22 protein-coding genes are annotated in these 24,113 nt (G+C 40.6%); 15 read left to right on the top strand and 7 right to left on the bottom strand.

The window, feature by feature from the left end:
- Nucleotides 1-26 precede the first annotated feature (26 nt).
- Nucleotides 27-575: a chromate transporter gene (locus tag IGI50_RS02330; protein WP_438776049.1), complete on the bottom strand. Its 549-nt coding sequence runs from the start codon at nucleotides 573-575 to the stop codon at nucleotides 27-29.
- A 3-nt stretch (nucleotides 576-578) separates the two neighbouring features.
- Nucleotides 579-1,139 carry a chromate transporter gene (locus IGI50_RS02335; protein WP_218256591.1) on the bottom strand — a complete coding sequence of 187 codons (561 nt, stop codon included), beginning with the start codon at nucleotides 1,137-1,139 and terminating at the stop codon, nucleotides 579-581.
- A gap of 82 nt (nucleotides 1,140-1,221) precedes the next feature.
- On the opposite strand from IGI50_RS02335, the gene IGI50_RS02340 reads away from it, so the two are divergent.
- Nucleotides 1,222-2,118 carry a LysR family transcriptional regulator gene (locus IGI50_RS02340; protein ID WP_438776050.1) on the top strand — a complete coding sequence of 299 codons (897 nt, stop codon included), beginning with the start codon at nucleotides 1,222-1,224 and terminating at the stop codon, nucleotides 2,116-2,118.
- Between the two features lie 82 nt (nucleotides 2,119-2,200).
- The gene (locus tag IGI50_RS02345; RefSeq protein WP_010746906.1) at nucleotides 2,201-2,902 is read left to right on the top strand and encodes a DUF975 family protein; all 702 of its coding nucleotides are present in this window, start codon (nucleotides 2,201-2,203) and stop codon (nucleotides 2,900-2,902) included.
- 43 nt (nucleotides 2,903-2,945) lie between these two features.
- Here the strand turns inward: IGI50_RS02345 and IGI50_RS02350 are convergent, their stop codons facing one another.
- The gene (locus IGI50_RS02350) at nucleotides 2,946-4,412 is read right to left on the bottom strand and encodes a helix-turn-helix domain-containing protein (RefSeq protein ID WP_438776051.1); all 1,467 of its coding nucleotides are present in this window, start codon (nucleotides 4,410-4,412) and stop codon (nucleotides 2,946-2,948) included.
- A gap of 384 nt (nucleotides 4,413-4,796) precedes the next feature.
- Here IGI50_RS02350 and IGI50_RS02355 point away from each other — a divergent pair, with 384 nt between their 5' ends.
- Nucleotides 4,797-5,153, top strand: a complete 357-nt coding sequence (locus IGI50_RS02355) for a VOC family protein (protein ID WP_438776052.1) — start codon at nucleotides 4,797-4,799, stop codon at nucleotides 5,151-5,153.
- 64 nt (nucleotides 5,154-5,217) lie between these two features.
- Nucleotides 5,218-5,724 carry a DNA-3-methyladenine glycosylase I gene (locus IGI50_RS02360; RefSeq protein WP_438776053.1) on the top strand — a complete coding sequence of 169 codons (507 nt, stop codon included), beginning with the start codon at nucleotides 5,218-5,220 and terminating at the stop codon, nucleotides 5,722-5,724.
- A gap of 94 nt (nucleotides 5,725-5,818) precedes the next feature.
- Here IGI50_RS02360 and IGI50_RS02365 read toward each other — a convergent pair whose 3' ends face one another.
- Entirely contained in the window at nucleotides 5,819-6,592 is a 774-nt protein-coding gene (locus tag IGI50_RS02365; RefSeq protein ID WP_438776054.1) for a DeoR/GlpR family DNA-binding transcription regulator, read from the bottom strand.
- Between the two features lie 380 nt (nucleotides 6,593-6,972).
- Here IGI50_RS02365 and IGI50_RS02370 point away from each other — a divergent pair, with 380 nt between their 5' ends.
- The 8 genes from IGI50_RS02370 (at nucleotide 6,973) to IGI50_RS02405 (ending at nucleotide 17,294) form a co-directional block, all read left to right on the top strand.
- Complete coding sequence (locus tag IGI50_RS02370) at nucleotides 6,973-8,046, top strand: alcohol dehydrogenase catalytic domain-containing protein (protein ID WP_218256597.1); 1,074 nt, start codon at nucleotides 6,973-6,975, stop codon at nucleotides 8,044-8,046.
- A gap of 32 nt (nucleotides 8,047-8,078) precedes the next feature.
- Nucleotides 8,079-8,507, top strand: a complete 429-nt coding sequence (locus IGI50_RS02375; protein WP_438776055.1) for a PTS sugar transporter subunit IIA — start codon at nucleotides 8,079-8,081, stop codon at nucleotides 8,505-8,507.
- 68 nt (nucleotides 8,508-8,575) lie between these two features.
- Nucleotides 8,576-9,049: a PTS sugar transporter subunit IIB gene (locus IGI50_RS02380; RefSeq protein ID WP_218256599.1), complete on the top strand. Its 474-nt coding sequence runs from the start codon at nucleotides 8,576-8,578 to the stop codon at nucleotides 9,047-9,049.
- 24 nt (nucleotides 9,050-9,073) lie between these two features.
- Complete coding sequence (locus tag IGI50_RS02385) at nucleotides 9,074-9,841, top strand: PTS mannose/fructose/sorbose/N-acetylgalactosamine transporter subunit IIC (protein ID WP_438776056.1); 768 nt, start codon at nucleotides 9,074-9,076, stop codon at nucleotides 9,839-9,841.
- Nucleotides 9,841-10,698, top strand: coding sequence for a PTS system mannose/fructose/sorbose family transporter subunit IID (locus IGI50_RS02390; RefSeq protein WP_222226388.1), 858 nt, complete (start codon nucleotides 9,841-9,843; stop codon nucleotides 10,696-10,698). Before IGI50_RS02385 ends, IGI50_RS02390 begins: the two co-directional genes overlap by 1 nt.
- 351 nt (nucleotides 10,699-11,049) lie before the next feature.
- Nucleotides 11,050-15,867 carry a SpaA isopeptide-forming pilin-related protein gene (locus IGI50_RS02395; protein WP_438776057.1) on the top strand — a complete coding sequence of 1,606 codons (4,818 nt, stop codon included), beginning with the start codon at nucleotides 11,050-11,052 and terminating at the stop codon, nucleotides 15,865-15,867.
- 97 nt (nucleotides 15,868-15,964) lie between these two features.
- Entirely contained in the window at nucleotides 15,965-16,594 is a 630-nt protein-coding gene (locus tag IGI50_RS02400) for a CatA-like O-acetyltransferase (protein WP_438776058.1), read from the top strand.
- A 46-nt stretch (nucleotides 16,595-16,640) separates the two neighbouring features.
- Complete coding sequence (locus IGI50_RS02405) at nucleotides 16,641-17,294, top strand: endonuclease III domain-containing protein (protein ID WP_438776059.1); 654 nt, start codon at nucleotides 16,641-16,643, stop codon at nucleotides 17,292-17,294.
- Nucleotides 17,295-17,475: 181 nt separating this feature from the next.
- Here the strand turns inward: IGI50_RS02405 and IGI50_RS02410 are convergent, their stop codons facing one another.
- Entirely contained in the window at nucleotides 17,476-18,357 is an 882-nt protein-coding gene (locus tag IGI50_RS02410) for a LysR family transcriptional regulator (protein WP_438776060.1), read from the bottom strand.
- A 129-nt stretch (nucleotides 18,358-18,486) separates the two neighbouring features.
- On the opposite strand from IGI50_RS02410, the gene IGI50_RS02415 reads away from it, so the two are divergent.
- Nucleotides 18,487-18,969 carry a GNAT family N-acetyltransferase gene (locus tag IGI50_RS02415; RefSeq protein WP_438776061.1) on the top strand — a complete coding sequence of 161 codons (483 nt, stop codon included), beginning with the start codon at nucleotides 18,487-18,489 and terminating at the stop codon, nucleotides 18,967-18,969.
- Between the two features lie 108 nt (nucleotides 18,970-19,077).
- Here the strand turns inward: IGI50_RS02415 and IGI50_RS02420 are convergent, their stop codons facing one another.
- Both IGI50_RS02420 and IGI50_RS02425 read right to left on the bottom strand, forming a co-directional pair.
- The gene (locus tag IGI50_RS02420) at nucleotides 19,078-21,756 is read right to left on the bottom strand and encodes an FtsX-like permease family protein (RefSeq protein ID WP_438776062.1); all 2,679 of its coding nucleotides are present in this window, start codon (nucleotides 21,754-21,756) and stop codon (nucleotides 19,078-19,080) included.
- A gap of 7 nt (nucleotides 21,757-21,763) precedes the next feature.
- Complete coding sequence (locus IGI50_RS02425) at nucleotides 21,764-22,465, bottom strand: ABC transporter ATP-binding protein (RefSeq protein ID WP_218256606.1); 702 nt, start codon at nucleotides 22,463-22,465, stop codon at nucleotides 21,764-21,766.
- A gap of 119 nt (nucleotides 22,466-22,584) precedes the next feature.
- Here IGI50_RS02425 and IGI50_RS02430 point away from each other — a divergent pair, with 119 nt between their 5' ends.
- Together IGI50_RS02430 and map are read left to right on the top strand one after the other, a co-directional pair.
- Nucleotides 22,585-23,172 carry a TetR/AcrR family transcriptional regulator gene (locus IGI50_RS02430; RefSeq protein ID WP_438776063.1) on the top strand — a complete coding sequence of 196 codons (588 nt, stop codon included), beginning with the start codon at nucleotides 22,585-22,587 and terminating at the stop codon, nucleotides 23,170-23,172.
- Between the two features lie 130 nt (nucleotides 23,173-23,302).
- Nucleotides 23,303-24,055: a type I methionyl aminopeptidase gene (gene map, locus IGI50_RS02435; protein ID WP_438776064.1), complete on the top strand. Its 753-nt coding sequence runs from the start codon at nucleotides 23,303-23,305 to the stop codon at nucleotides 24,053-24,055.
- Nucleotides 24,056-24,113: the final 58 nt, after the last annotated feature.

The following is a 24,113-nucleotide window of genomic DNA, read 5'->3' on the forward strand; positions in this document are numbered from 1 at the left end:
CTCGTTTGAGGATGACCTTTTTCAGTCTAATAGATAAGAAACCCGATGAAGCCAGCCAAACACATCAGTAAAATTGGGTTCGGTTTGAATTTTCGTAGAATGATCAATGACGTAGTGAATAGAAATGCCGCTGACCAGTCGATATGTGCGAGCATGTTCCTAGAGAGTTCGGAGCTTTCAAAAAAAGTCAGCAGCAAAATGGTAAAGCCGGCGGACATGATTAAGCCTACGGACGAAGCCTTCAGACTCTTTAGCGCCACAGAAACATACAATGATTCCTGATGTTTTTGAAAAAATTGATACAAACTGATTGAAATGACGCATCCTCCTAAAATACAACCAGTCGTTGCAAGGACAGCACCGAGGACACCATTTATTTGCATACCAACAAAGGTCGATGTGTTGACGGCCAGAGGACCGGGAGTCATTTGCGATATCGTGATAATATCGGTGAAAACTTTGTCACTCAGCCATCCCTGTTGATGAACGACCTGTTCTTGAATCAAGGGAATGATGGCGTAGCCGCCGCCGATACTGAATAATCCAATTTTTAGGAAGGTCCAAAATAGTTGCATAGGCTAAACCTCCTTTTTCTGTAGATAATAGGTGTGGATGAGGCAGATCCCAATACTAAATAGCAAAATGTATATGACGTTTAAATCAAAGAATACATTGGCGATAAACGAAAAAGGGACCAGAGCACTTAATAGTTTTGAATGCTCTTGGCGAATCAGCTGGTACATATCGATCACGATGTCAATAATCAAAGCTGTTACACAAGCCTGCATTCCTTTTAGCACAGCCATAACGGTTTCGTTAGCAGCAAAAGCGGCGTACCAATTGGAAATAAGACCTAAAATCACTAATGGTGGAATAATGGAACAAATGGCGCTAATGAATACCCCGAGCATTCCTGCGACCTTCTTGCCGACCAGCACACTTAAATTGATAGCGATGGCTCCTGGGGAGGATTGGGCGACTGCAGCCATTTCCATCAATTCATCCTTTGTAAATAGCGCCTTCTTTTCTACATAATATTTGCGAATCATCGGGACAACCACATAGCCGCCGCCGAAGGTAAACGTACTGATGAATAAATTTATTCCCGCTAACCAGGAGTAAAATTTTAATTTTGCCATGGGACCAACCTTTCTTTTTTGCATTATCTCTAGTATAAAGGTTGGTTTGACATGTGTGAAATGATAATATCGAGAAGTAAACATGAATAGAATTCATGGGAAAGGAGCAGCAATGAATTTCAAACAATGTCTGATTTTTCGTGAAATCGCAAAAACCAACAACTTCACCAAAGCGGCAAACAATCTGTATCTGACACAATCGGCTGTCTCTCACGCGATCAAAGATTTAGAAGATGAAGCAGGGACACAGTTCTTTGAACGGTTGCATCGCAGCGTGAAATTAACTCCGGCGGGGGAATTATTTTTAAAGGAAATTCAACCGATTATTGAGGAGTTTGAAGCGGTAGAAGCACATCTGCCAAACTTAGAAAAACAGCCGCCAATAAAAATCGCTTCCTGTATCACCTATGCGCAGACGGAGTTACCGCAGCTGCTGCATAAATTTAGTGACAAGCATCCAGCGAGTAGTTTCAATGTTCAGGTTTTTCCTGCCTCTGAATCCATTGCGCTTTTAGAAAAAGGTGAGGTGGATATTGCCTTTATTGAAGGGCATGTTCTGCAGCCAGCTTTTGAATCGAAAAAAATTGCTGACTACCGTTTATGTGTCGTGGCAGCTGAAGGAGCTGCTGATGAACGGCTTAGCTTTGAGGCACTTTTACAACAGCCGCTATTATTGCGAGAACGAGGGAGTGCTGTACGAGAAACCTTTGAATCGGCTGCTGTTTTTCAAGGCTTCAAAGTTTTTCCGATTTGGGAAAGTGTGGATTCACAGGCATTGATTTCAGCAGTTAAAGCTGGCTTCGGTCTATCTGTGCTTCCTTATCGTTTGGTCAAAGAAGAGCTTATGAAGGGAAAGCTGAAAGAGGTCCTCATTGACGATTGGCAATTAAAAAATGATATTACAGTTCTTGTTCGAAAGAGTCGCTATCAATCACGAATGTTATCTGATTTTTGGCAAATGATGACTTCCTTATCGTAAAGTGAAAGGCAAGTTTATTTAAAATTCTTCCTAAAAAAGTTACTATATATTAAACTATTTACTAGAAAGGGGTTATTGGGTTATGAAAACGACTGCTGAATTAAAGGCAGAAGCGAAAAACGCACTGAGAGGGAAATGGGGACAAGCGGTTATTTTAAACTTGATTCCAACGCTGCTTACAGTAGCCGTGATGTTTTTTGTGGTATTATCTGGTGTCATTTGGTTCTTTATCCATGGATCTGGAGATGGAATGATTTCTTCTGTTTCCGAGTATCAGCAAAATAATGCGAGTGGCGGTGGAACTAGTTTGGTTTCTTCCATCATCAGCGCATTGTTTATGAGCGGGATCTCATGGACTTATTTAGATTTGCTGCGGGGCGAACGGACGCATATTGATCCTCTGAAGGATGCTTTTCGCGGCTTTCAAGGAGTATTTATCGGTGGTGTAATTCTTTTAGCGTTGCTTACCAATATCTTTACAACGTTATGGACGTTCTTATTCATCATTCCTGGGATCGTAAAAGCGTATGCCTATTCTCAAAGCTACTTTATCTATTATGATCAAATTCAACAAACAGGGGAGAAGCCTAAAGTCTTGGATACGATCACGGCAAGTCGCCGATTGATGGATGGACACAAGGGCCGGTTGTTCTGGCTGGATGTTACTTTTCTTGGCTGGTACATCGTCACTGGGTTGACCTTCGGAATCGCCTATTTATGGGTAGCACCTTATATTTCTGCTACGAAAGCGGCATTCTATGAGGATTTACAAGCGAATATCTAAAAAAATCGTCTGGACTCAAGCAAGATTGAGCCAGACGATTTTTTTAGGCAAATTTCTTTTTGTTTTGAATGGCTAGCAAACGGGGGAGAAGATCCGATGTGTAATCTGCATTCAAAATATTGATCAGATAGCAATCGCTATTTTGAGTGGGCAGGAGCTCCTTGAAGGTGGTAATAAAAAGATCAATTGGCTCATCTGGATGAGGCTGGAAAACCACTTCGATAAATTTCAGGTTGTTCAGAAATTTCACGATGTGCTGCAGGTAGAGATAGTTGGGAATCGATACAAGACCGACACGAATTTTTTCGTCATTCACAATGAAAAGCGGTAGAAGACTTAAGCATAGCGTTTTAGAAAGTGAATCGGTAACGGTGGCTAACCATTCAAGTTTTCTGCGACGACTCAATTTTCTAATGGCTTTTTTTATCTCGGGATACAGCTCACGATACAGCTCTGATTGCAGAAATTGCTCTTTGTTGCCTGTTTCAAAAAGCAGCGGAATCTTCTTCTTTTGGATAGAGTAGCCTAAAAAGGTTCGTGCGATGTTGTTGAGGAGGATTTTTTTCTCTTGTTCCCCTAGTACATTTTTCAACAGCTCACCAGAACAATAACGGTAAAAGCTGTCGATGGCTAAACATAATGGATCGCGTTCTTCCACATTTTTTGTATAGTAGAGCATCAAAGGATTTACCTTGTGAGGTTCCTTTTTGACGCAATAAGGATAGTAGTAGAATAAATAGTTGAAGAACTCAATGTTTCTTTTGATTTGCTCGGGAGAATCCAGAACATTTGAAAGATACAGCTCCAATAATGGCGTTGTTTGAGAAAATAGAAGATCGTCAAATGGGGCTTCATTTAAATAATTCTTTTGCTCGTTACGCAGACGACATACACAAAGCATCAAACGAAGTAATTTCGGATGGATCTGCAAAGGGAAGAGAGTAAGCAGGTCTCTAAGTAAATTATCCTCGGCAGTAAAATCAAAGGGACATTTCGCAATATCTTCACCTAAAGAAGCCGACCAAAGCGCTTTGATATAAAATAGTCGGATGACCGCTTCATGACCGGTTAACGCCATCTTCGAGAAATTGAGGTGAATATTGCATTCGGCAAGATAATCGATTAGAGGGCGCATTCGGCGTAAGATCGTAGATTCGCTGACAGAAGTTTCCTTGCTAAATGCAGTTAAGCTTTTTTGAGGCTGGAATAAGGAAGTCAAAATAAAACGATAGGGAATGGATTGTTTGACTTCTGAAATTAAGAAACGATTGGAACGACTGGGCTCACTTTTCCAGTAAATTTTCGAGGCCTCCACAAAGAGTGGTTTTTCTTTGAGCTCAATCAAGGATTCATTGAGCTCTCGCAGCATTTGTAAAAAGGACTGATAATTGCATTTAAACTTTTGACTCAGGGTATTTACTGAGTATGTGCCTTCGGGATATTCCTCCATCAGCTTAAAGAATTGAATTTTTTTCTGTTGCTGAGGGGTCAAGAACAGCTCTCTAAACATAAGTCCCACACCTTTCTATCCTTTTAACGCGACGACTATTAAATGACAGTTATTTATAAGTTGATTTTAACATGACAAATTTCCCCAATTTTTTGTTAAAAAAAGTAATTGACTTTGATAATTCGTCAATTAATGAAAATTATTCGATGCTTTGTGAAAATCTGCTTTTATAGAAAGGTAAATCACTGAATAAAATCAATATTGACTTACGAATGTTCGTGAATTTCTCATATTTACCAAAAAAATTACGATTGCTTCAAATTCTGGATGTTTTTTTGGGAAATGAGAGGAGAAGGGACTATCAGGAAATAGTATAGAGCGAGTTGGATGAAAGCGTTTTTTAAGCTATACTGATATTAATTGAAGGAAAGGATGGTGCAGTGAATGATTGATCATTTGAGTATTGGTGTTAGCGATTTAGCGAAGAGCAGGGCCTTTTATGAGGAAGCTTTAAAACCCCTTGGTTATCAAGTGAAGATTGCGATGGATCATGGTGTTTGTTTTGGAGGAGATGGAGGCGATCTTTGGATTGTAAAAAGCGAACCGAGTAATATTCACCTTGCTTTTAGTGCGCAAGAACGAGAAATAGTCGATCAATTCTATCAAGCGGCGATGGCTGCTGGGGGGATTGATAACGGGGCACCAGGCTTACGACCTCAGTATCATGAGAATTATTACGGCGCATTTGTCTATGATCCGGATGGATACAATATTGAAGCGGTATGCCACAAGAAAAATTAATGCAATGCTGGCTGAAAAGCCAGTTTTTTTCGTTATAATAGAGAATCAAAGGCGGTGTCACAGAATGAAGAACTATCAATGGTACAGTGATCGCTGGGGAGAACCGACGCGAGATGATCGCATGCTATTCTTGTTATTGACGGTGGGCGTTTTTCAAGCGGGCCTTAGCTGGCAGGCAGCAGCGGGAAAGCGGGAAGTATTTGAGCGAAACTTTTGCGGGATGGATTTTCGCAAGGTAGCGGCATTTTTTCCAGAAGATATTGAAGAGGTCGCAAAAGATCCGGAAATGATTCGTAATTCACGAAAAATTCAAGCGGTCGTTCAAAACGCACGGGCAATCGTGACTTTACTTGAAGATTATGAGTCCTTTGCTGACTATCTTTGGGATTTTGTAGGAGGCGTGCCAATCGTGCGCGAGTATGAATTGGCCGAGGAAGTGCCTAACACATTACCGGAAGCAACGACTATTGCTAAGGATATGAAAAAAAGAGGATTTTCCTTTGTTGGTCCAGTTGTTACCTGTATGTTTCTTAAAGCAGCTGGAATCATACAGGATCGAGTGATGGAATAGATAAAATAGAAAATGATGATAATATAATACAGGACACAAAACACTTATTTATTTAAGTAATTAAAATAATAAGTGTTTTGTGCTATTGGGAAAATTACACCTTCTCAATTTGTTTAATCCCGTTTTTGTACATCTCGTCAATGAGCTTTTTATCTGTTTGATTATCCGTGATCAGCAAATCAATCTGATCAATTGGCAGAAAAGTGTACAATGCCCGACGACCGATTTTTGTGTGATCGGTGACGACAATTTTTTTTGCAGCGGCATCGATCATATTTTTTTTCGTCGTAATCAATAGCTCGTTGAAATGAGTCAGTCCTTTTTCCACATTTAGGGCAGGTGTTGCGATAAAGGTTTTATCCACACTGAGCTGCTGCAAGGATTCGTTGGCGATTTGTCCATTCAGCATAAAGCTGTCGTGGAAGAGTGTTCCGCCGGTAACGATGGTGGTAATGTTTCGATTGGATCGTAAAACAGAAGCGATGTTCACGTCATTCGTAATGATCGTGATGTCCTGCAGCTGGGGCATTTCATTAAGTGTCTTCGCAATTTCTAAAGTCGTTGTTCCAGAATCTAAAATGATCGCTTCACCGCTTTTTATATAGTTTGTCGCGTATTTTCCAATGCGTACTTTTTCGGTTATATTCTCTGTTGCCCGATCCTCAAAGACAGGTTCATCCTGTTTGATACTGGCTGGCACCACGCCTCCGTGAATTCTTACAACGAGCCCCTGCGCCTCTAATTCATCTAGATCCCTTCGAATGGTTGTTTCGTGTACCTGAAAGATTTCTGATAATTGGGATACAGAAATAAATTGTTTGCTCTCAATCGTTTCAACTAACTTTATTCTTCGTTCTCCTGTTAACATCTCACTTCACCCTTTCGCTGTCTACGCGAATCTATGCTTTCTCCTCAAAAAAAAGACATTCTTACTTCTCAGTCTATGGAAAATAACCGAAAGTGTCAATACATAGAGTCAACTAACGAGCGTAAACGAGTTTTTTCGAGCTGTTTTTCAAATAAAATAGTGAATCTATTTGATTTATAAAAATATGAGTCATGGATCAAAGGAGTAATTAAAAGAAATTGTTTTTTTATCTCTTCACAAACTTTAGTCAATAAGCTAAAACACGTTAGGCTGAATGATATTTTAAAAATAAAGCGTTTACAAAAAGATAGCACGATGCTATACTCGTTAACGAGCAATAAAGAGTATTAATGAGCGCTCGATAATGAGGAGGAAATGGAATGGGGCAATCGATTGATTCGAGAGTTTTTAGTCTTGTTGAACCAGGGGTAATTGAGGAAGTGAACAAAACGAGAGAGATCCCTGAAAAATGGGTAGCAGTAGAACCCAGCTATGCGAGCATCTGCCATGCCGATCTAAGATACTTCGCAGGCCATCGTCGTCCGGAGGCTTTGGCAAAAAAATTGCCGATGGCGCTATTACACGAAGGGATTGGTGTTGTAAAAGAAACACGATCAGAAAAATTTTCAGTAGGTGACCGCGTGGTGGTGGTTCCGAATATACCGGGACAAATTTTACATCCCGAAATTGATCAGAAACCGGATGTCCCTGAGAATTATTCCAAGGGAAATGCGTTTTTGGGTAGTGGGTATGATGGAATGGCGCAAAGTCGTTTGGTTCATCCTGAAGAATGCTTGGTACGGATTCCTGATGAAATTCCTAACGAGATTGCGGTGCTGGCTGAGCTTTCTTCTGTTTCTCACCATGCACTTAGTCATGTGGAAGACAAGCTGAAAAAACAGGATACACGGGTTGCTCTTTTTGGCGATGGACCTGTGGGGTATTTCACCGCTGTCATGCTGAAATATTTGTATGGAGTTGACGCAGAACGGTTTGTTGTTTTTGGAGCGGCGGATGATAAGCTCACTCATTTTGACTTTGCGCGAACGGAGAATGTACTAACCTACGACTTTGAACATTCCAAAGAACGGTTCGATGTGTTGATTGAATGTACGGGGGGACGCTTTAGTGAGAGTGCCTTGAACCAAGCGATCGAAATAGCGGATTCATTGGCGGATATTATTTTTATGGGAGTCACAGAGGAGCTAGTCCCGATCGATACTCGAGATATTCTGGAAAAAGGGATCACGGCTCACGGGAGCAGCCGTTCATCGACGGTTGATTTTGAAGCAGTGGTGAATGGAATGAAGAAACCGGAATATCGCGCGGCCTTAAGTAAGATTTTACCGGAGCAGATTGTTGAGATTTCAACTGGAGCTGATTTTAGTCAGGTGATGGAGAGGTTTGTAGAGAACCCTGGCTGGAACAAAACAGTCATGCATTTTAATTGGTAAAAAATTTGTATTCAAACAAAGGGAGTGTGGAAATGACAGGAATATTGATCGTCACCCATGGGGAGATGGCGACAGGAATGATGGACAGCCTGCGTCTGATTATGGGGGAACAAGAAGCCTATCAAACGCTAGGTTTGAAGCATGGAGATGACATTGTTGAATTCAGCGAAAAAATTCAAGCAGGTATTCGTCAATTGGATAAGGGAGAGGGCGTTTTGGTTTTAGTCGATTTGTTTTCAGCAAGTCCTTATAACCAAGCGGCCATGTGCTTTAACAAATTGAAGGATCATCGCTATCGACTGGTTTCAGGCGTCAACTTACCGATGCTCATTGAAGCCTTTAATCAACGAATGATCGGTGCGGATTTAGAAACCATGTACCAAGCGGCGATGACTGCTGGACAAGACGGAATCAAAGAATTTTTGGAAGAGATGGCCAAGCTGGAGCAAAAAGTCGATTGAGGCGTTTTGGAATCGGATGGCTTTGTTGTTAGTAAATTTCAACTAGATGAAATAGGGAGTGTGTAAATATGGGAGAAATCGTTTTAGCAAGAATTGATGATCGTTTGATTCACGGGCAGGTAATGACTGCTTGGCTGCAATTTACAGGAGGAAACCATATCGTCATTGTGGATGATGCGACAGCAGGGGATGAATTTACTAAATCTATCATGTCCATGGCGGTGCCTAATGGTATCAAGCTATCTATCTTGACTGTTGAGGATGGTGCAAAACTATTAGCGGCGGTTCCTGATGGGCACAAGATCATTGTGCTGGCAAAAGAGCCGCAAACGTATTGGCGACTGATCGAAAAGGGTGTGACGTTTGATGAGGTGATTATCGGCGGGATGGGCGCACGAAAGGATCGACAAACCTTCTATAAAAATATCTCAGCATCAGAGGAAGAAAAAGAGACCTTTAGAAAAATCGTCGGTCAAAATGTCAAAATGAAGATTCATGTTATTCCAGATCAAGGGTCACAGGCAATCGAGGGATTGCTATAAAAAAATAATGAAGGAAGTGGAGAAATGAAAATTAGTCTAATCCAAGCTATTTTAATCGGCGTCGTTTATTATCTTGGAATCAATGGAACACCTTGGCTTTCGTTAGTCGGAACGCACGGCTGGATGCGTCCATTAGTCAACGGGACGGTTGTAGGGTTGATTTTAGGTGATCCCGTTCAAGGGTGTATTATTGGTGCCGCAATTAACCTGCCGTACCTGGCATTTATCTCAGCTGGCGGAACCGTTGCGATGGATCCGGCACTTGCGGGAACCCTTGGAACCGCTTTAGCCATGGCGGCGAAGGTTGAACCAGCTGTCGCAGTGACCTTGGCTGTGCCTATTGGGTTGTTAGGGACTTTGATTTGGGTAGCTCACATGACCGTTGATATCACTTTTGTCCATATGGCGGATAAGGCAGCCGAAGAAGGAAAAATCGATCGCATCAACTGGCTTCATATCGTACCACCGCAATTATTTTTATTGTTGATCACGGTTGTTCCAATTGCGCTAGCTGCTTACCTTGGCGCTGACGCAGTAGAAGGAATTGTAGACGCGTTAAGTGGCCGTCCGTTAGATGTTCTTTCGGCAATTGGCGGGATCTTGCCAGCGTTGGGGATTGCTATGAACCTGCGGGCGATGAATGGAAAGGGAACCCTGCTGTTCTTTACTTTTGGTTTTATGTTAGCGACTTATTCGGGTTTGCCTTCTGTTCCAATTGCTGTATTCGCGGGAATCATCGGTTATGTCTTCACGGAATTGTATTTGAAGGATAAGAATGGAGGTCTAGTCTAATGGAGCAAGCAGTTGAACCAAAGCAAGAGAAGCTATTGACGAAAAAGGATGTTGTAAAAGCCTTCTGGCGCTGGACATTCTTTTCCCATGCGAATTACAACTATGAACGGTTGCAAGCGACGGGAGTTGTCCATGCCTTTAGTCCGATTTTGAAAAAACTGTATGGAAAAGACGAAGACGAGATGAAGTCCGCTTTAGAACGACACATGCAATTTTTTAACACCGAGCCATCCTTTGGTGGTCCGATCTTGGCGATGACCATCGCGATGGAGGAAGAACGGGCGTTAGGCGCGGATATTAACGATCAGACCATTAATGGCTTAAAAACCGGATTGATGGGGCCGTTGGCGGGGATCGGTGATACGTTATGGCAGGGAACGCTCATTCCGATCCTACTGTCCTTCACCTTGCCGTTTGGTGCGAAAGGGAATATCTTTATGGGACCTGTCCTTTTCTTTGCTCTTCATTGGATCATCATGACGGTGATTGCCTACTTCTTATGGATTCAAGGGTACGAGCAAGGAAAAGAAGGCATCCAGAAAATGATGGCAGGCGGTCGTTTGTCCTACATTATGACCTTCTCCCAGACGTTAGGGGCGATTGTTATCGGCTCGTTGGCGGCGAACTTTGTCAAGATCGCAACACCGTTAAGTATTCACTTGAGTGGAAAAGAAAATCTGTCGATTCAGACAGATGTATTGGACGCTTTGGTCAAAGGGATCTTGCCGCTAGGGGTTACTTTACTAACGTATTACTTGTTGAAACACAAAAAATATACACCGACAAAAGTGCTGGTCATTCAAATCGTTGGCGGAGCGATTTTAGCCGCGATTGGCTTGATCGTAAATTCGATATAGGCAGAGACTGTCGTTGGTTTCCGATTGGGCGAGGGTGTTGAAGAGAATTGTTGCTTACGAACAATATAATTAAATAAAAAGTCTGAAACGTCGGCAGATTGTCGACGTTTTTTTAGTGATCTCTGGAAGAAAAGCGTAACTAAAACTGCTCAAAAGTTGAAGGAGATAAACATACTTTTTGATACGTTTAATAATTAACATTGTTCTATAATTTATTAATCTGCAATAGTTATTTTTAAATTAATTATATAAGTAAATAATTTAAAAAGTAGCTGTTATAACGAAAAGATAATTATATATCGGACGTTATCGTTTTCGTTGATTAATTAGTTAAGAAAGGTGTTAGTGGTTATGAAGAACAGATTAGTAGTGATTGGTTTAGTAGTTTTACTTGTTTTGCAAACGCTTAGTCCAGCTTTTGCCTATGGGCAAGGAACAACTGCATCAACGATAAATTCAACGGAGAGCAAGGAAAACGTGTCCTCTGTACCAAAGCCTGCTGCTCCAACGACGTCATCAACAGTTCCTTCTTCTGAGAGCAAGAAAGAAACCGTTCAAACAAGCAGTTCGTCTTCCTCTACTGAAGCGACGAAAGCAACAACGGAGACAGAAACAAAAGAAGTCGAGAAAAAACAGACACGGACAGCGATTACGGACAACATTTTCAGCTCCGTAAAAATGTATAAAATTAATGGAGATGAAGTGCAGCCGAACGATACTTTGCCGAATATGACAGGGATCAAGCTGGCCTTGAAATTTTCTTTTTCAAATAAAAATTATCAGACGGGGGATACCTTTACTACGCAATTGCCTGCCCAGATAGCGATCGCAAAAGATTTATCGGGTGATTTCAGTCCAATGACCTCCGCCAAATGGACAATTAATGCGGCGACTAAGGAATTAACGATCACCTTTTTAGAAGACAACGTTTCTTCAGAGGTTTATGACTTAACTTTGGTTACTTCTTTAGAGAAGGTCTCTGGAGTGGAGGAAGAAAATCAAAAGGTAATCTTTGATACGGCGCCGACACCAACGGTCTTTGCTATCGAAATGACTTCTAGTGTCGATCCAGGAAAGAATAGCACTGCATTAACAATGGATACATTGAACCCTAAAAAGGCTGAAATAACGTCAGTTTTTAATCTTGATCGAACAGACAACGCGAATCGTACCTATCGAGTCGATGCCTATAACAGTGATAGTAAAATGAGTTACGATTCGATTAAAGTATATTCTAGCGATGTCGATTTTAATGGAGCGCTAGTGGGCAGTAAAACGTTGCTGACTAAGGGTGTGGACTATGAGATCACTTATAAAGATGCCGATACTACACGACCGACTGCGGAGATCAGCCTAATAAAATCAATTGGCAAAAAGGCAGTGATCGCGGAATCTGTCATATCGGGTATTAATGGAAAAAATTACGTTGACGAATCCATTTCAGGAAATGAATACAATTATTTTTACGCGTATTCTTACACCAATGAAAATAGTACACAATTAAATTACAGCAGTACAAGTAAAAATTTTGTGACGCTGCAGCCATTAGAGGCAAAAGGAAAAATCAATCAAGAGACGGGGGCCATTGATTGGGAGATCAAATACAATTTTAATGAGCAGCCGTTGACTACCGCGTCTCAATTAATCACTAATCTAGCAGATCAAGGGGTTGAACTGGTAGCTGGCTCCATCAGTATTGAAAAAGTTGGATTTAACTATAGTAACGGCAATAGCTATGAGGTGGTTTCACAAGGAGACGGAACGAATGACTTTGTGAGTTCATCTGATAGCGACGGTTCAGTAACTTTCACACCGAAAGGAAACACGACACAGGCTTACGTGGTTCGATGTTCAACGAAGATCACTGATCCGACCGAGCGCGTAATCAAGAACAAGGTAACCAATGGAACGGTCACTAAAGAAGCGCAAGTGAGTCTGATTCCAAATCTTTTATCTAAAGAAGCAGGGACAATCGATATTTTCAATCGGACGATGGAATGGAACATTACAGTCAATGCGGAAAAATACACCATGAAAAGACCTGTCGTTCATGATTACTTTATTGGTGCGGTCAAAGATTATACTGGCTTAACGATTAATAAAAAAATCTCTGATACTGAATCCATTCCATTAGTTGAAAATGTTGATTACAAGGTGACTAAATTCGATGAAAACGGCTCACCTGTCGGCGCACAGCCCAATGTTAATGGAGCACCAGACAGCTTCAATGGAGGTGTGAGAATTGATTTTCTTGGGGATTATAATGAATTAAAGGACACACTCGTCATTACAATTAAAACGAAAATCGAAACATCTACTGAGAAAACAGAAATCAAAAATAAGGCGACTCTGAATTATGGTGATACTCCCGGTGTTATCGAGTATGAGGCTAAAGGAACATTCATTGATCCTTATTACACTGGCGGAACAAAAATAGCGCAAACAGCTAGCACTTCTGGCGATTATCTGTATCAAAACTGGCTCGTCTTTATAAATTCTACCGGAGCGAAATTTGATATGACCAAAATGGAAGACAGCTTACCTGCAGGTACGGAACTAGTTCCAGGCTCCTTACGTTTTGAAGAAGTGACGAATCAAGCTATGATCGATAACATTCAGCGCTACTTAACCACCGATTACAATTTAGTTCCAGAGGGCAACGACGCTTATCCAACAAAAATTGATACTGCAAATAATAGCATCAATTTGGAGTTTGGCAATTTAGGCGCCAAACGAGTGTATGTAAAATATCGAACCCGAGTCAAACGAGACTGGTATGTATATAATCGGTTAGATAATGTTGCAAAAGTAACTTACGGTGACAAGGCGCCAACAGATTATAAAGCGAGTCTCTACGCCTACAATTATGAATATGCCTTGCTAAAATCGGTGGCTAAAGATCCAGAGAAAGAGAATGTAGCCAACTGGACGGTAACGACCAGAAATATCACAGCGAATATGCCTGTTCAAGATCCTGAGATCACGGATACCTTAACACCAGGAACAACCAATGCGGCATATGATCCGACTTCTTTTGTTGTTACCAATACGGCCACTGGCGAAAAAGTCAGTTCGGATCATTATCGACTGACGATCACGGGAGATACGTTTAAGATCGCTTTTTCTGACTACAAAGCAGAAAGCAATCTTCGCGTACAATACAATACTATTAGCGAGTTCCCCGGCGGTGTAAAAAATGTTTCTCAGGTGAATGCCGCCAGCTATGGCGCACTTCCGGCGTATTATCGCCAAGCAAATACCGTGATCAATTTGAGCTTTACTAACGGAAGCGGGACGGGAGTAGTGAAGACCGCTGATCTACCCGTACTAAAAGTAGATGAAAAAGGCAAAGGCTTGGCAGGTGCAACCTTTGAAATTCTTAAAGCAGACGGCACCGAAACTGGGCTAAAAGCAGATACGGATGCAGATGGGAAGCTGACCTTTACAGGATTGCCATTAGGCGACTATCTGCTGAAGGAGAGCAAAGCACCAAATGGGTATGAAATAAATCCAGAATATCAAGATGGTAAAGCCATCACGCTCAACGAGAATATGGCGGTTATCAAGGTAGTGAATAAAGAGACCGTGCCAAATAGTGTGGAGCTGACCAAGACCGACGCACAAACAAAAGAAGCCTTGGCCGGCGCCAAATTCCGACTAGAAAAAACTGACGGAAGCGTCGTCAGCGAAAACCATGAGACTGGAATGGACGGACGTTTCACAGTGAAGGATCTGCCAATTGGTGAGTATCAGTTTGTCGAAACAGAAGCACCGACAGGCTATCAGCTGGATGAAACACCAGTGAAATTTTCGATCACTGAGCGTCAAGGACAAGTGGTCAATGTTAAGAAAACCAATACTCTCTCAACAGGGTCAGTCATCTTAACGAAAGTGGATGAACAATCAAAAGCAGCGTTAAAAGGAGCAACCTTCCAATTACAAGACAGTAACGGAAAGACGTTGAAGGAAGACTTGTCCACCGATGGCTATGGTAAGGTGGAAGTCGCTGATCTAGCGCCAGGAGATTATCAATTTGTTGAAACAAAGGCACCAACAGGGTATGAAATGGATGCGACGCCAATCGAATTCACGATTACCAAAGCACAAGCGAAAGCAGCTGAAGTGGAGAAGACAAATGCCAAGACACCACTGAAACCAGGAACAATCCTTCTAACGAAGACCGATGAAAAAACTGGAGAAGTCTTATCTGGAGCAGCTTTTGAATTGAAAGATGATCAAGGAAAAGTGCTGCAGTCGGATCTCGTGACGGATAAATCAGGAAAAATTGTACTTGAGACACCGACACCCGGCAGCTATCAATTGGTCGAAATGGAAGCACCAACAGGCTATGTGAAGGATACGACGCCAGTGAAGTTTACGGTGAAGGATCAAGCAGAATCAATGGCGCTCACTAAGACCAATAAGACGATTAGCGGCGGTGTTCTTTTAGAAAAAGTCGATGAAGCAACCAATCAACCATTGGCTGGAGCGGAATTCGAGCTGCAAACCCAAGCAGGAAAAGTAATTGAGACGGAAAAGATGCGTACGGATGACAACGGACGTCTAGCAGTGAAGAACTTGGAGCCAGGGAATTATCAATTGATCGAAACCAAAGCGCCTGCTGGGTATCAGCTGGATGCGAAACCAGTGGCCTTCACGATCAAAGCAGATCAAACGAGCCCTGTTCGAGTGAAGAAAACCAATAAAGGCCTTACTTGTACCGTCGTGCTGAAGAAAATTGACAGCAAAACCGGCGAAGGGTTAGCCAATGCGACGTTCTCTTTACAAGATCAACAAGGAAAAGTCTTGAAAGACAAGTTGAAGACCGATGAAACAGGAACGCTTGTTGTTTCGGAGATGAAACCAGGGAAGTATCAATTAGTCGAAACCGAGGCACCGAAAGACTATGTATTGAATACAAAACCAGTAACCTTCCAATTAACAAACGCGAAAAAACAATTGGTGACTGTGAGGAAGGAAAATGTGAAGGCATCCGTGAAGGGGAAAACAGGAAACCACTCACGGACAATGACTTCCGCAAGCTACAGCTCACGAAACCATACCTATCTACCTAAAACAGGCGAACAAAAATCAACGATCCTAGTGATTGTTGGGCTTATCGTATTGCTTGCTTTAGGAGGAATCGTCTACCTTAAACGAAAAAAATAAGGTGAATCAATCCGGCTAGTCTATCGGCTAGCCGGATTTGTTTTGCCCAGCGTTTCCCTGTATGGTATAGGTAAAAGAAAGTAAGGAAGGTGTAAAAATGGGAAATACGTATGTCCTGATTGACGAACAGAATTGGAAGCGAGCCATGCATTGCAAGGTATTTAGAAATTGTGTGGAGCCGGCCTTTTGTGTCTCTTTTGAATTAGATATTACGAATTTTTTGCAGAAAATTCGTGAGAAACACTACTCTTTTACGTTTGCGATGATATACAGTGTGACGGTTTGCGCCAATCAAATCGAAGAGTTCCGTTATCGTTTTTTAGACGGGAGGGTTGTCCTCTATGATCAGATCGATACAGCATTTACCTACCTTGATAAAGAAACAGAGCTGTTCAAGGTGGTGAATGTTCCGATGGAAGAAACGCTTGAGGCGTACATTGCGTCCGCTGCGAAAAAAGCTGAGGAGCAGAAGGAATATTTCACAGGACCTTTAGGAACCGATGTCTTTCAATTTTCGCCAATGCCGTGGGTTTCCTTTACCCATGTCTCCCATACAAATGCTGGGAAAAAAGATAACGCGACACCGTTGATTGATTGGGGAAAATATTTTCAACGAGAAGATCGAATCCTATTGCCTTTTTCGATACAGGCGCATCATTCCTTTGTTGATGGGCTGCACATTGGCAAGCTGGCGAATGCTTTGCAAGCATATTTAGACGCTTTTTAATATAATGAATGAGAAAGAAAAGCGAATAAGCAGCGAGGGATAAAAAATGATCACGAACATTGAAGAATTGTATACAGCGTTTAGTCGGGTCATGTCGCATAAACGCTGGTGGGATACGGATGATAAATGGGAGATTCTACTGGGAGCGGTACTCGTCCAAAATACGAATTGGCGCAATGTGGATTATGCGTTGGATAATCTGAAAAAGGAGACACGATTTTCACCGGAAAGCATTTTGGCTTTGGAAAAGGAACAGCTGCAGGAGCTGATCCGGCCAAGTGGTTTTTACAAAGGAAAATCGAATACGATTATGGCCTTGCTAACGTGGCTGAAACATTATCAATTCGACCTGCAAAAAGCGGCTACTAAAGATTTTTCGTCGCTACGGAAGGAGCTCCTGGCGATTAAAGGGATCGGCGAAGAGACCGCGGATGCACTGTTGGTCTATGTCTTTGACCAATCAACCTTTATTGCGGACAAATACGCGCAGCGGATGTTTGAAAAATTTGGCTTTGTATCTGCTGGCTATAAACAGTTAAAGGAAAAAATTATCTGGCCTGAAACGATGGACACTGTCAAAGCGCAAAATCTTCACGGCTGGATCATTGAGTACGGTCAAGTTTACTTGAAAAATGACGAGGTTTGGCAAAGTGGCCCTTTGAAGGATTTTAAGCTCGAATTAAGGGAATTGGACATTTAGCGGAAAAAAGTGTCTGAACTTTCCCTTTAAGGTATTTCTTGGCTGGAAAAGGAAAGTGGGACACTATAGAGACTTGTTTTTTTCTTACAGAAACCAACCCACAGAGGCGGACAAATAAAATATGGAAATTGAGATAGTAATGAGCAGCTGATTTAATGTCAAGGGCTGCTTATTACTATTTTTAAATTCCAGCTTCAAGTAATGAAAGAAAGGTTTTCATCTCTGGAGATACCCATTTGTTTTTATGATGAATATGAACAGCAGTTAGGGCCATTCCGCTCAAATCCATGGGAATTTCTTTCAACAAACCATTTGATAATTCTTCTGTTACAGTAAAGCGTGGCAGAAAGGCAATTCCCAGATTACTCAAGACGCTTCGCTTTATCGCTTCAATACTGCCTAATTCCATTAATCCATTCAAAGATATTTCCTTTTGATTTAAATAGGTTTCGATTTTTTTTTGATAGATGCTATGCTTATCATCTGTTAACAGACATAGGTTTATTTTCTGCTTAGGCGTTTTAAAGTCATAATCAGATAAATTAAGTTTAGGATTTCCAATCAAAACCAGAGGGAATTCTCCCAATGGTTTTGAAGTAATGCTTTTTTCATACTTTCCTACATTGTAGTGAATTCCTAACTCAATATCCCCATTTTCTACGCTGTCTCGTATTTCATAGCAGTTCAATGATTGTATCGAAAGGTTGACATCAGGAGCGATAATACGAAACTTTTCAAGAATTGGTTGAATACGATAGGTTAGGATCGTTTCAGGTGCGGCGATTTTCAAATGACCACTTAAACACTGGTCCTTATTTTGATAATTTTTCATGAATGCAGCGGAGTCGAGAATTGTTTCTATCGAGGGTAATAACTCTTTTCCAGCTTGGGATAATACCATTCTTCGGCCAATTTTTTCAAATAGTTGAACGGCTAACTCTTCTTCTAATTGTTGTATTTGGGAAGTGACCGTTGATGGAGAATAATTTAATTTGTATGCGGCTTTCTTAAAACTACCTTGTTCTAAAATTGTCTTAAATGTTGTTAGGTATTTTAGATCCATAACAGAGCCTCCAATTCGATTATTTTGAATTCACGATTCTTATATTTCTGATTTTTCGAATTAATAGTTTGAGCTATTATAAGGGTCAAGAAGATCGAAGTCAACAGCACTATTATTGGAGGAATAAAAATGAACATCATCCCGTATGAAGAAAAATACAAAAATCAGGTTATCGCGTTAATTCTATATCTACAAAATTTTGACAATAAAGTAGATCTGTCTCTTAATGAGCAAAATGATCTGTGTGATATCAGTAAGTATTATGTAAAAAATGGAGGAGGATTTTGGTTAGCCATAAATTCCTCTGATGACGTTGTTGGAACTTTAGGATTAATGAAAAAAAGTGGGCAGTATGGTATCCTAAAAAAATTTTTTGTGAATCCGGATTATCGTGGAAAAGAGAAGGGCGTTTCTTCAAAACTATATAATTGTCTAGTTGATCATGCTAAAGCAAACGGGATAACTTGTATTATCTTAGACACGCCTTCTAAGTGTACACGGGCTCATAATTTTTATGTTAAAAAGGGGTATCAGCAAATAGAACAAAATGATCTGCCAATTCACTATGATTTTCCTGACAGAAATTCTTACTTTTTTATTAGATACTTATGAAACAACGGAAGAGCGGGATCAGTATTAATGATCCTCGCTCTTTTTACAACTGAATGAAAAGGAGAGACTGACACTGAAAAATTTTCGTAATACATTTGATAGATATAATTACTCTACGGATTTCAATGCTTCCAGCATATCAACTTTTCTTAATCGGTAGTTGACCATGAAGCCTAGTAAAAGAGTGACTAGCGCGATTATGGCAGCTGGAACTAAAAAGCTAGCCAGACCTAATGCAGGATTAAACATCACTTCATCTGGAGGGACGACAGCAATAATATATTGATGAAGAAACTCGCCAATGCCAAAGCCAACAATTACTCCGAGGGTAGTCAATAGTATCGTTTCTCTGTAAATATACATGGTTACTTCTTTATCATAAAAGCCTAGGACTTTTATTGTAGAGAGTTCTCTCATACGTTCTGAGACATTTATGTTTGTCAAATTATAGAGAATCACAATTCCTAATAGAGCAGCTACAATAATCAAGACTCTCATAATTTTATTCAACGAATTTACAATCGTATGCACTTGATTGATTAAACTTGTATTTTGAACAACTGCTTTCACACCATCGAGATTCATAAAGTTTTCTGCTTGTTTTTCAGTATTGCTTAATGAACTATTCGATAAATTGATGACAAAAGCATTGGGTTCGTAGCTGTGATGAAAAATTTTTTCATACCCCTCTTTACTCGTAAAGGCGAAATGCCCCATGTACATTTCAGTAATATCATAGACATTCATTTTACGACCATGACCGTCTTCGTCATTTAAGGTGATTGTATCTCCAACGTTCACCTTTAACAATTTCGCTAAACGTTCGGTAATGATCACACCATCGTCTGGTAACTCGAGTTCTCTACCTGATTCACGATTTTCCAAGTCAATATAGCTACTCAACTCTTCCTTTTCAACAGGAACTAAAAGCTTGATGTTTTGAGTGTCATTATTTTTTCCAGCAACTTTTGTCATGTTTTCAAAATGTATGGCGGCGGATTCCTTAATAGCCTTTGTGTTTAGTTGTTCTGCTACTTCTTTCTTTTGCTTAGCCAGACTTGTATTATTCTCAACAATAATCATATCGTAATGAATAATATCACCGAATTGTCTATTGCTGATACCGTCTATCGAATGCTGGACGCTAAAACCAGCAAATAATAGTGTAACAGCCCCCGCAACTCCAAAAATTGTCATGAACATTCTTTTTTTATATCTAAAAATATTTCGAGCGGTTACCTTATGGGTGAAGGTCATCCGGCTCCAGATAAAAGTGATGCGCTCCAGAAAAATCTTCGATCCCGCAGCTGGTGGTTTGGGTAATAATAAATTTGCAGGTTGATCTTTTAATTCTTTTGATGCTACTAACCATGCTGGAACTACCGAACTAAAAATAGATAAGCAGACTGCCACGATAGTGATTTTTAAGTTGAAGTGTAATTCAATATTTTGGAAAACAAACCCATTATGATAAGCGTTATAGACAATCATAGGTAATAAGATATGCCCCAAAAGAACACCAATAAACGTACCTATTAGACTCGACGAAAGACCATAGAAAGTGAATTTTTTCAATATATCTCTATTCGAATAGCCTAGTGCTTTTAGCGTGCCGGAATTGATCCGCTCTTCATCAACAAAACGTGCCATGGTAGTTGACGTCACTAAGGCTGCTACGAAATATAGGAAAATGGGAAAAATATTTGCTAAAGCATCTACTATTTTCGAAACGGTACTATAGGTTCTATAACCTTCAGATCCTGGAATTTCACGGCGAGTATTCAGGCTGTAAACAGGCGCTTTTAGATTATTTACTATTTCTTGGGCTTCTGCTATTTTTTCCTCACCAACGCTAATTTCTTCTGCGACTTCTGATTCCCTTTTAGCAAATTCTTCAGTTAAACGCTGTGATTCTTCAGATGGAACCAAATTTAATGCTGCTAATTGATTTTTTGAATCCGAAAGCTGCTTTTTCGCCTCATCAATTTTTCTCTGTCCATCATTAATTTGATCTTGATATTCTTTTTTCAGCTCAGCTAGGCGAATAGTCGGCTGTTCTTCTAATAATTTTTCAAGATCGTCCTTGTGATCTTTGATCTTGCTAGTATATTCTTCAGAATACGGGTCAACACCTTGAGTGTTCTTGAAAGACATTCTTGCTAGCATATAGTAGGGAGAATCAAAATTCTCTTTAGAAACAACGCCATAACCTTTTAATTCGCCGCTACCCGAAGTTGATTGCCCCATATTGATACTCGATAATATTTCACTCGAATGGACAAAGCCAACGATTTTATACTCATGTCTTTTTAAAACGGTTGCTGCATCAGATTTTGCTTCTTCATCAAATACGATAGTCTCGCCTATTTTATATTTATCACTCTGCATTTCATCAATAGCAATCTCATTTTCTTTTTTTGGCAACCTACCGTCAACTAGCGAGTAATCAGACAAATTTTTCCCTTTAGAATAAAGACGAATACTTTTATGGCTATCGTTAATAGTAACGTCTTTCATATAGCCGTATTCTAACTCTTTTAGATTCTTTGTCGTATCCAAAACCTGTTCGTCTGTTTGATCTAAACCCAGAGAGCTGATAACAGTAATGTCAGCACTATTTAAGTCGTCCACATATGTTCTGCCTGTATCACGCATATCGGGTCCCGTTACTTTCAATCCAACGAGAGCAAACGAGCTAAGTAGCATTAACCCCATTATTGATAGAAAGCGACCCTTTGATTTTGAAATCGAGCGAAGCGCTTCTTTCCAGAGTATCTTCTTCATCATCGACCACCTACCATTCAATATTTTCGATTTTTTTAGGAGTTGGGTTTATATCTATACTGCTGACTTGAGCATTTCTCATACGAATAACACGGTCAGCGATAGGAGCCAGGGCGCTATTATGTGTGACAATAATAACGGTAGTTCCTTGATTACGACACATATCTTGCAATATTTGTATGATGTGCTTTCCAGTTTCAGAATCAAGTGCTCCAGTTGGTTCATCACAAAGTAGTATCTTGGGATTTTTTGCTACTGCTCTTGCGATAGCTACGCGCTGCTGCTCACCGCCAGAAAGTTGAGACGGGAAGTTATTTACACGTTTGGCTAATCCGACCATACTTAACGTTTTAACTGGTTCAGCAGCATTCGCTACGATTTCAGAGGCCAGTTCAACATTCTCTTTTGCAGTTAAATTTGGCACTAGATTATAAAATTGAAAGACAAAACCAACATCTTCTCGACGATATTTTGTCAGTTGGGTAGCGTTATAATCAGCGATGTTTTTTCCATCGACGATAACTTCTCCTGTATCGTTGCTATCCATTCCTCCCAGTATATTAAGAATTGTAGATTTTCCAGCACCTGATGCGCCAAGAATGATGGCAAGTTCTCCTTTTTCTACTTCGAAATTGACATTATAATTGGCTTTTATTACCGTATCTCCCATTTTATAGTTTTTTGAACTATCTTTAACCTCGATGTAACTCATGAATACACACTCCTTATTTAGACAACGTGTTGATTTTAATCACTCGCTCAGTATATAATCATCTTGAGAAGCATGCAATAAACACTTGGTTGACGCGTGTCCATTTAAGGAGGAGACTAATGAAAAAGCGGAATACACCAACGAAACAAGAAATAAAAAAATCTTTCATTCAGCTATTACAAACAAAAGGGTTTGAGGGAATGACCGTAAGTGATATTGCAAGAGAAGCATCCATCAATCGAGGGACATTTTATTTACATTATCTTGATAAATACGATTTAATGGATAAATTGGAGAAAGAAACGATTTATGATTTAGAACAAATATTGCTGAATGATACGCCTAGTTCTTCAGACAATAGTCATACTGAGTTGATTCCTTATGACTTAATACTAAAAGCGCTTGAATATGTACGCGCTGATTTCGCTTTTATTTCTGCGCTATCTGGAAAAAATGGTGATCCAAGGTTTTCTGAATTGGTGAAAGATGTGTTGGGAGAGATGGTCGATGCAAAAATGAAAATGTCAGGCACCTCTAAAATCTCAAAGCCTCATTTACCTGAAGACTATGCTACCGAAATTTTACTTTCTAGCGTGGTATCTATTATTATGTTATGGATCAGAAAGGGCGGACTTGAGGAGCCAAATGAGATTGCGGCGATGATTGAGCAAGCGAAGAAAATTCCACCTTGTCAATTATTACTGTGAGAGTGTTGGATAGGAGAAAGGCATCATTCGCGAAAAAAAAGTGTCTGCACTTTCCCTTTAAGGTATTTCGTGATATAACATTTCAGTATTCTGTCGTAAAAACAGAAGAGACATCATAAGGAGCGATCGCATGGTCACATTGAAATCGAGTAGAGAAATTGAACAAATGAAAGAATCTGGCGCTATCCTAGCGGGTATTCATAGGCAGTTACGAGAGATTATCGTTCCTGGAATCACAACGAATGAAATCAATCAGTTTGTCCAAGAAAGAGTCGAAGCCGCAGGTGCCACCGCAGCTCAAATTGGCTTTGAGGGCTATGAATTTGCGACCTGTACGAGTGTGAATGACGAGATTTGCCATGGATTTCCTTCGAATTATCGATTGAAATCCGGGGATGTCTTGAAGGTTGATTTTTGTGTCGATTATCACGGTGCGATTTCTGACAGCTGTTGGACGTATGCAGTCGGCGAGATCACACCAGAGCATCAAGCGTTGATGGATGTGACCAAGGAAGCCCTAAGACTTGGAATTGAACAAGCGCAGGTGGGAAATCGTGTGGGTGATATCGGCCATGCTATTCAAACCTATGCAGAAGGAAAAGGCTATGGTGTGGTACAGGACTTTTTAGCACACGGCATTGGCCCAACGATCCATGAAGAACCCTTTTTTCCACACTTCGGAACAGCTGGGAAGGGCCCACGTTTAAAAGAAGGCATGACGATCACGATTGAACCAATGATCACAACAGGGACATGGGAGGCAGGCATCGACGGCAATGGTTGGACGGCTCGAACGTTAGACGGCAGCTACTGTGCGCAATATGAGCATTCCATAGCAATTACTAAAGAAGGGCCAGTCATTATGACGGAACAAGACGCGTAAGATTGAATAAACAGGAAACCAAACAACGCTTTGGTTTCCTGTTATTTTTTATATATTC

This window comes from Enterococcus sp. DIV0170, assembly GCF_051710765.1.
Classification (GTDB): Bacteria; Bacillota; Bacilli; order Lactobacillales; family Enterococcaceae; genus Enterococcus_A; species Enterococcus_A raffinosus.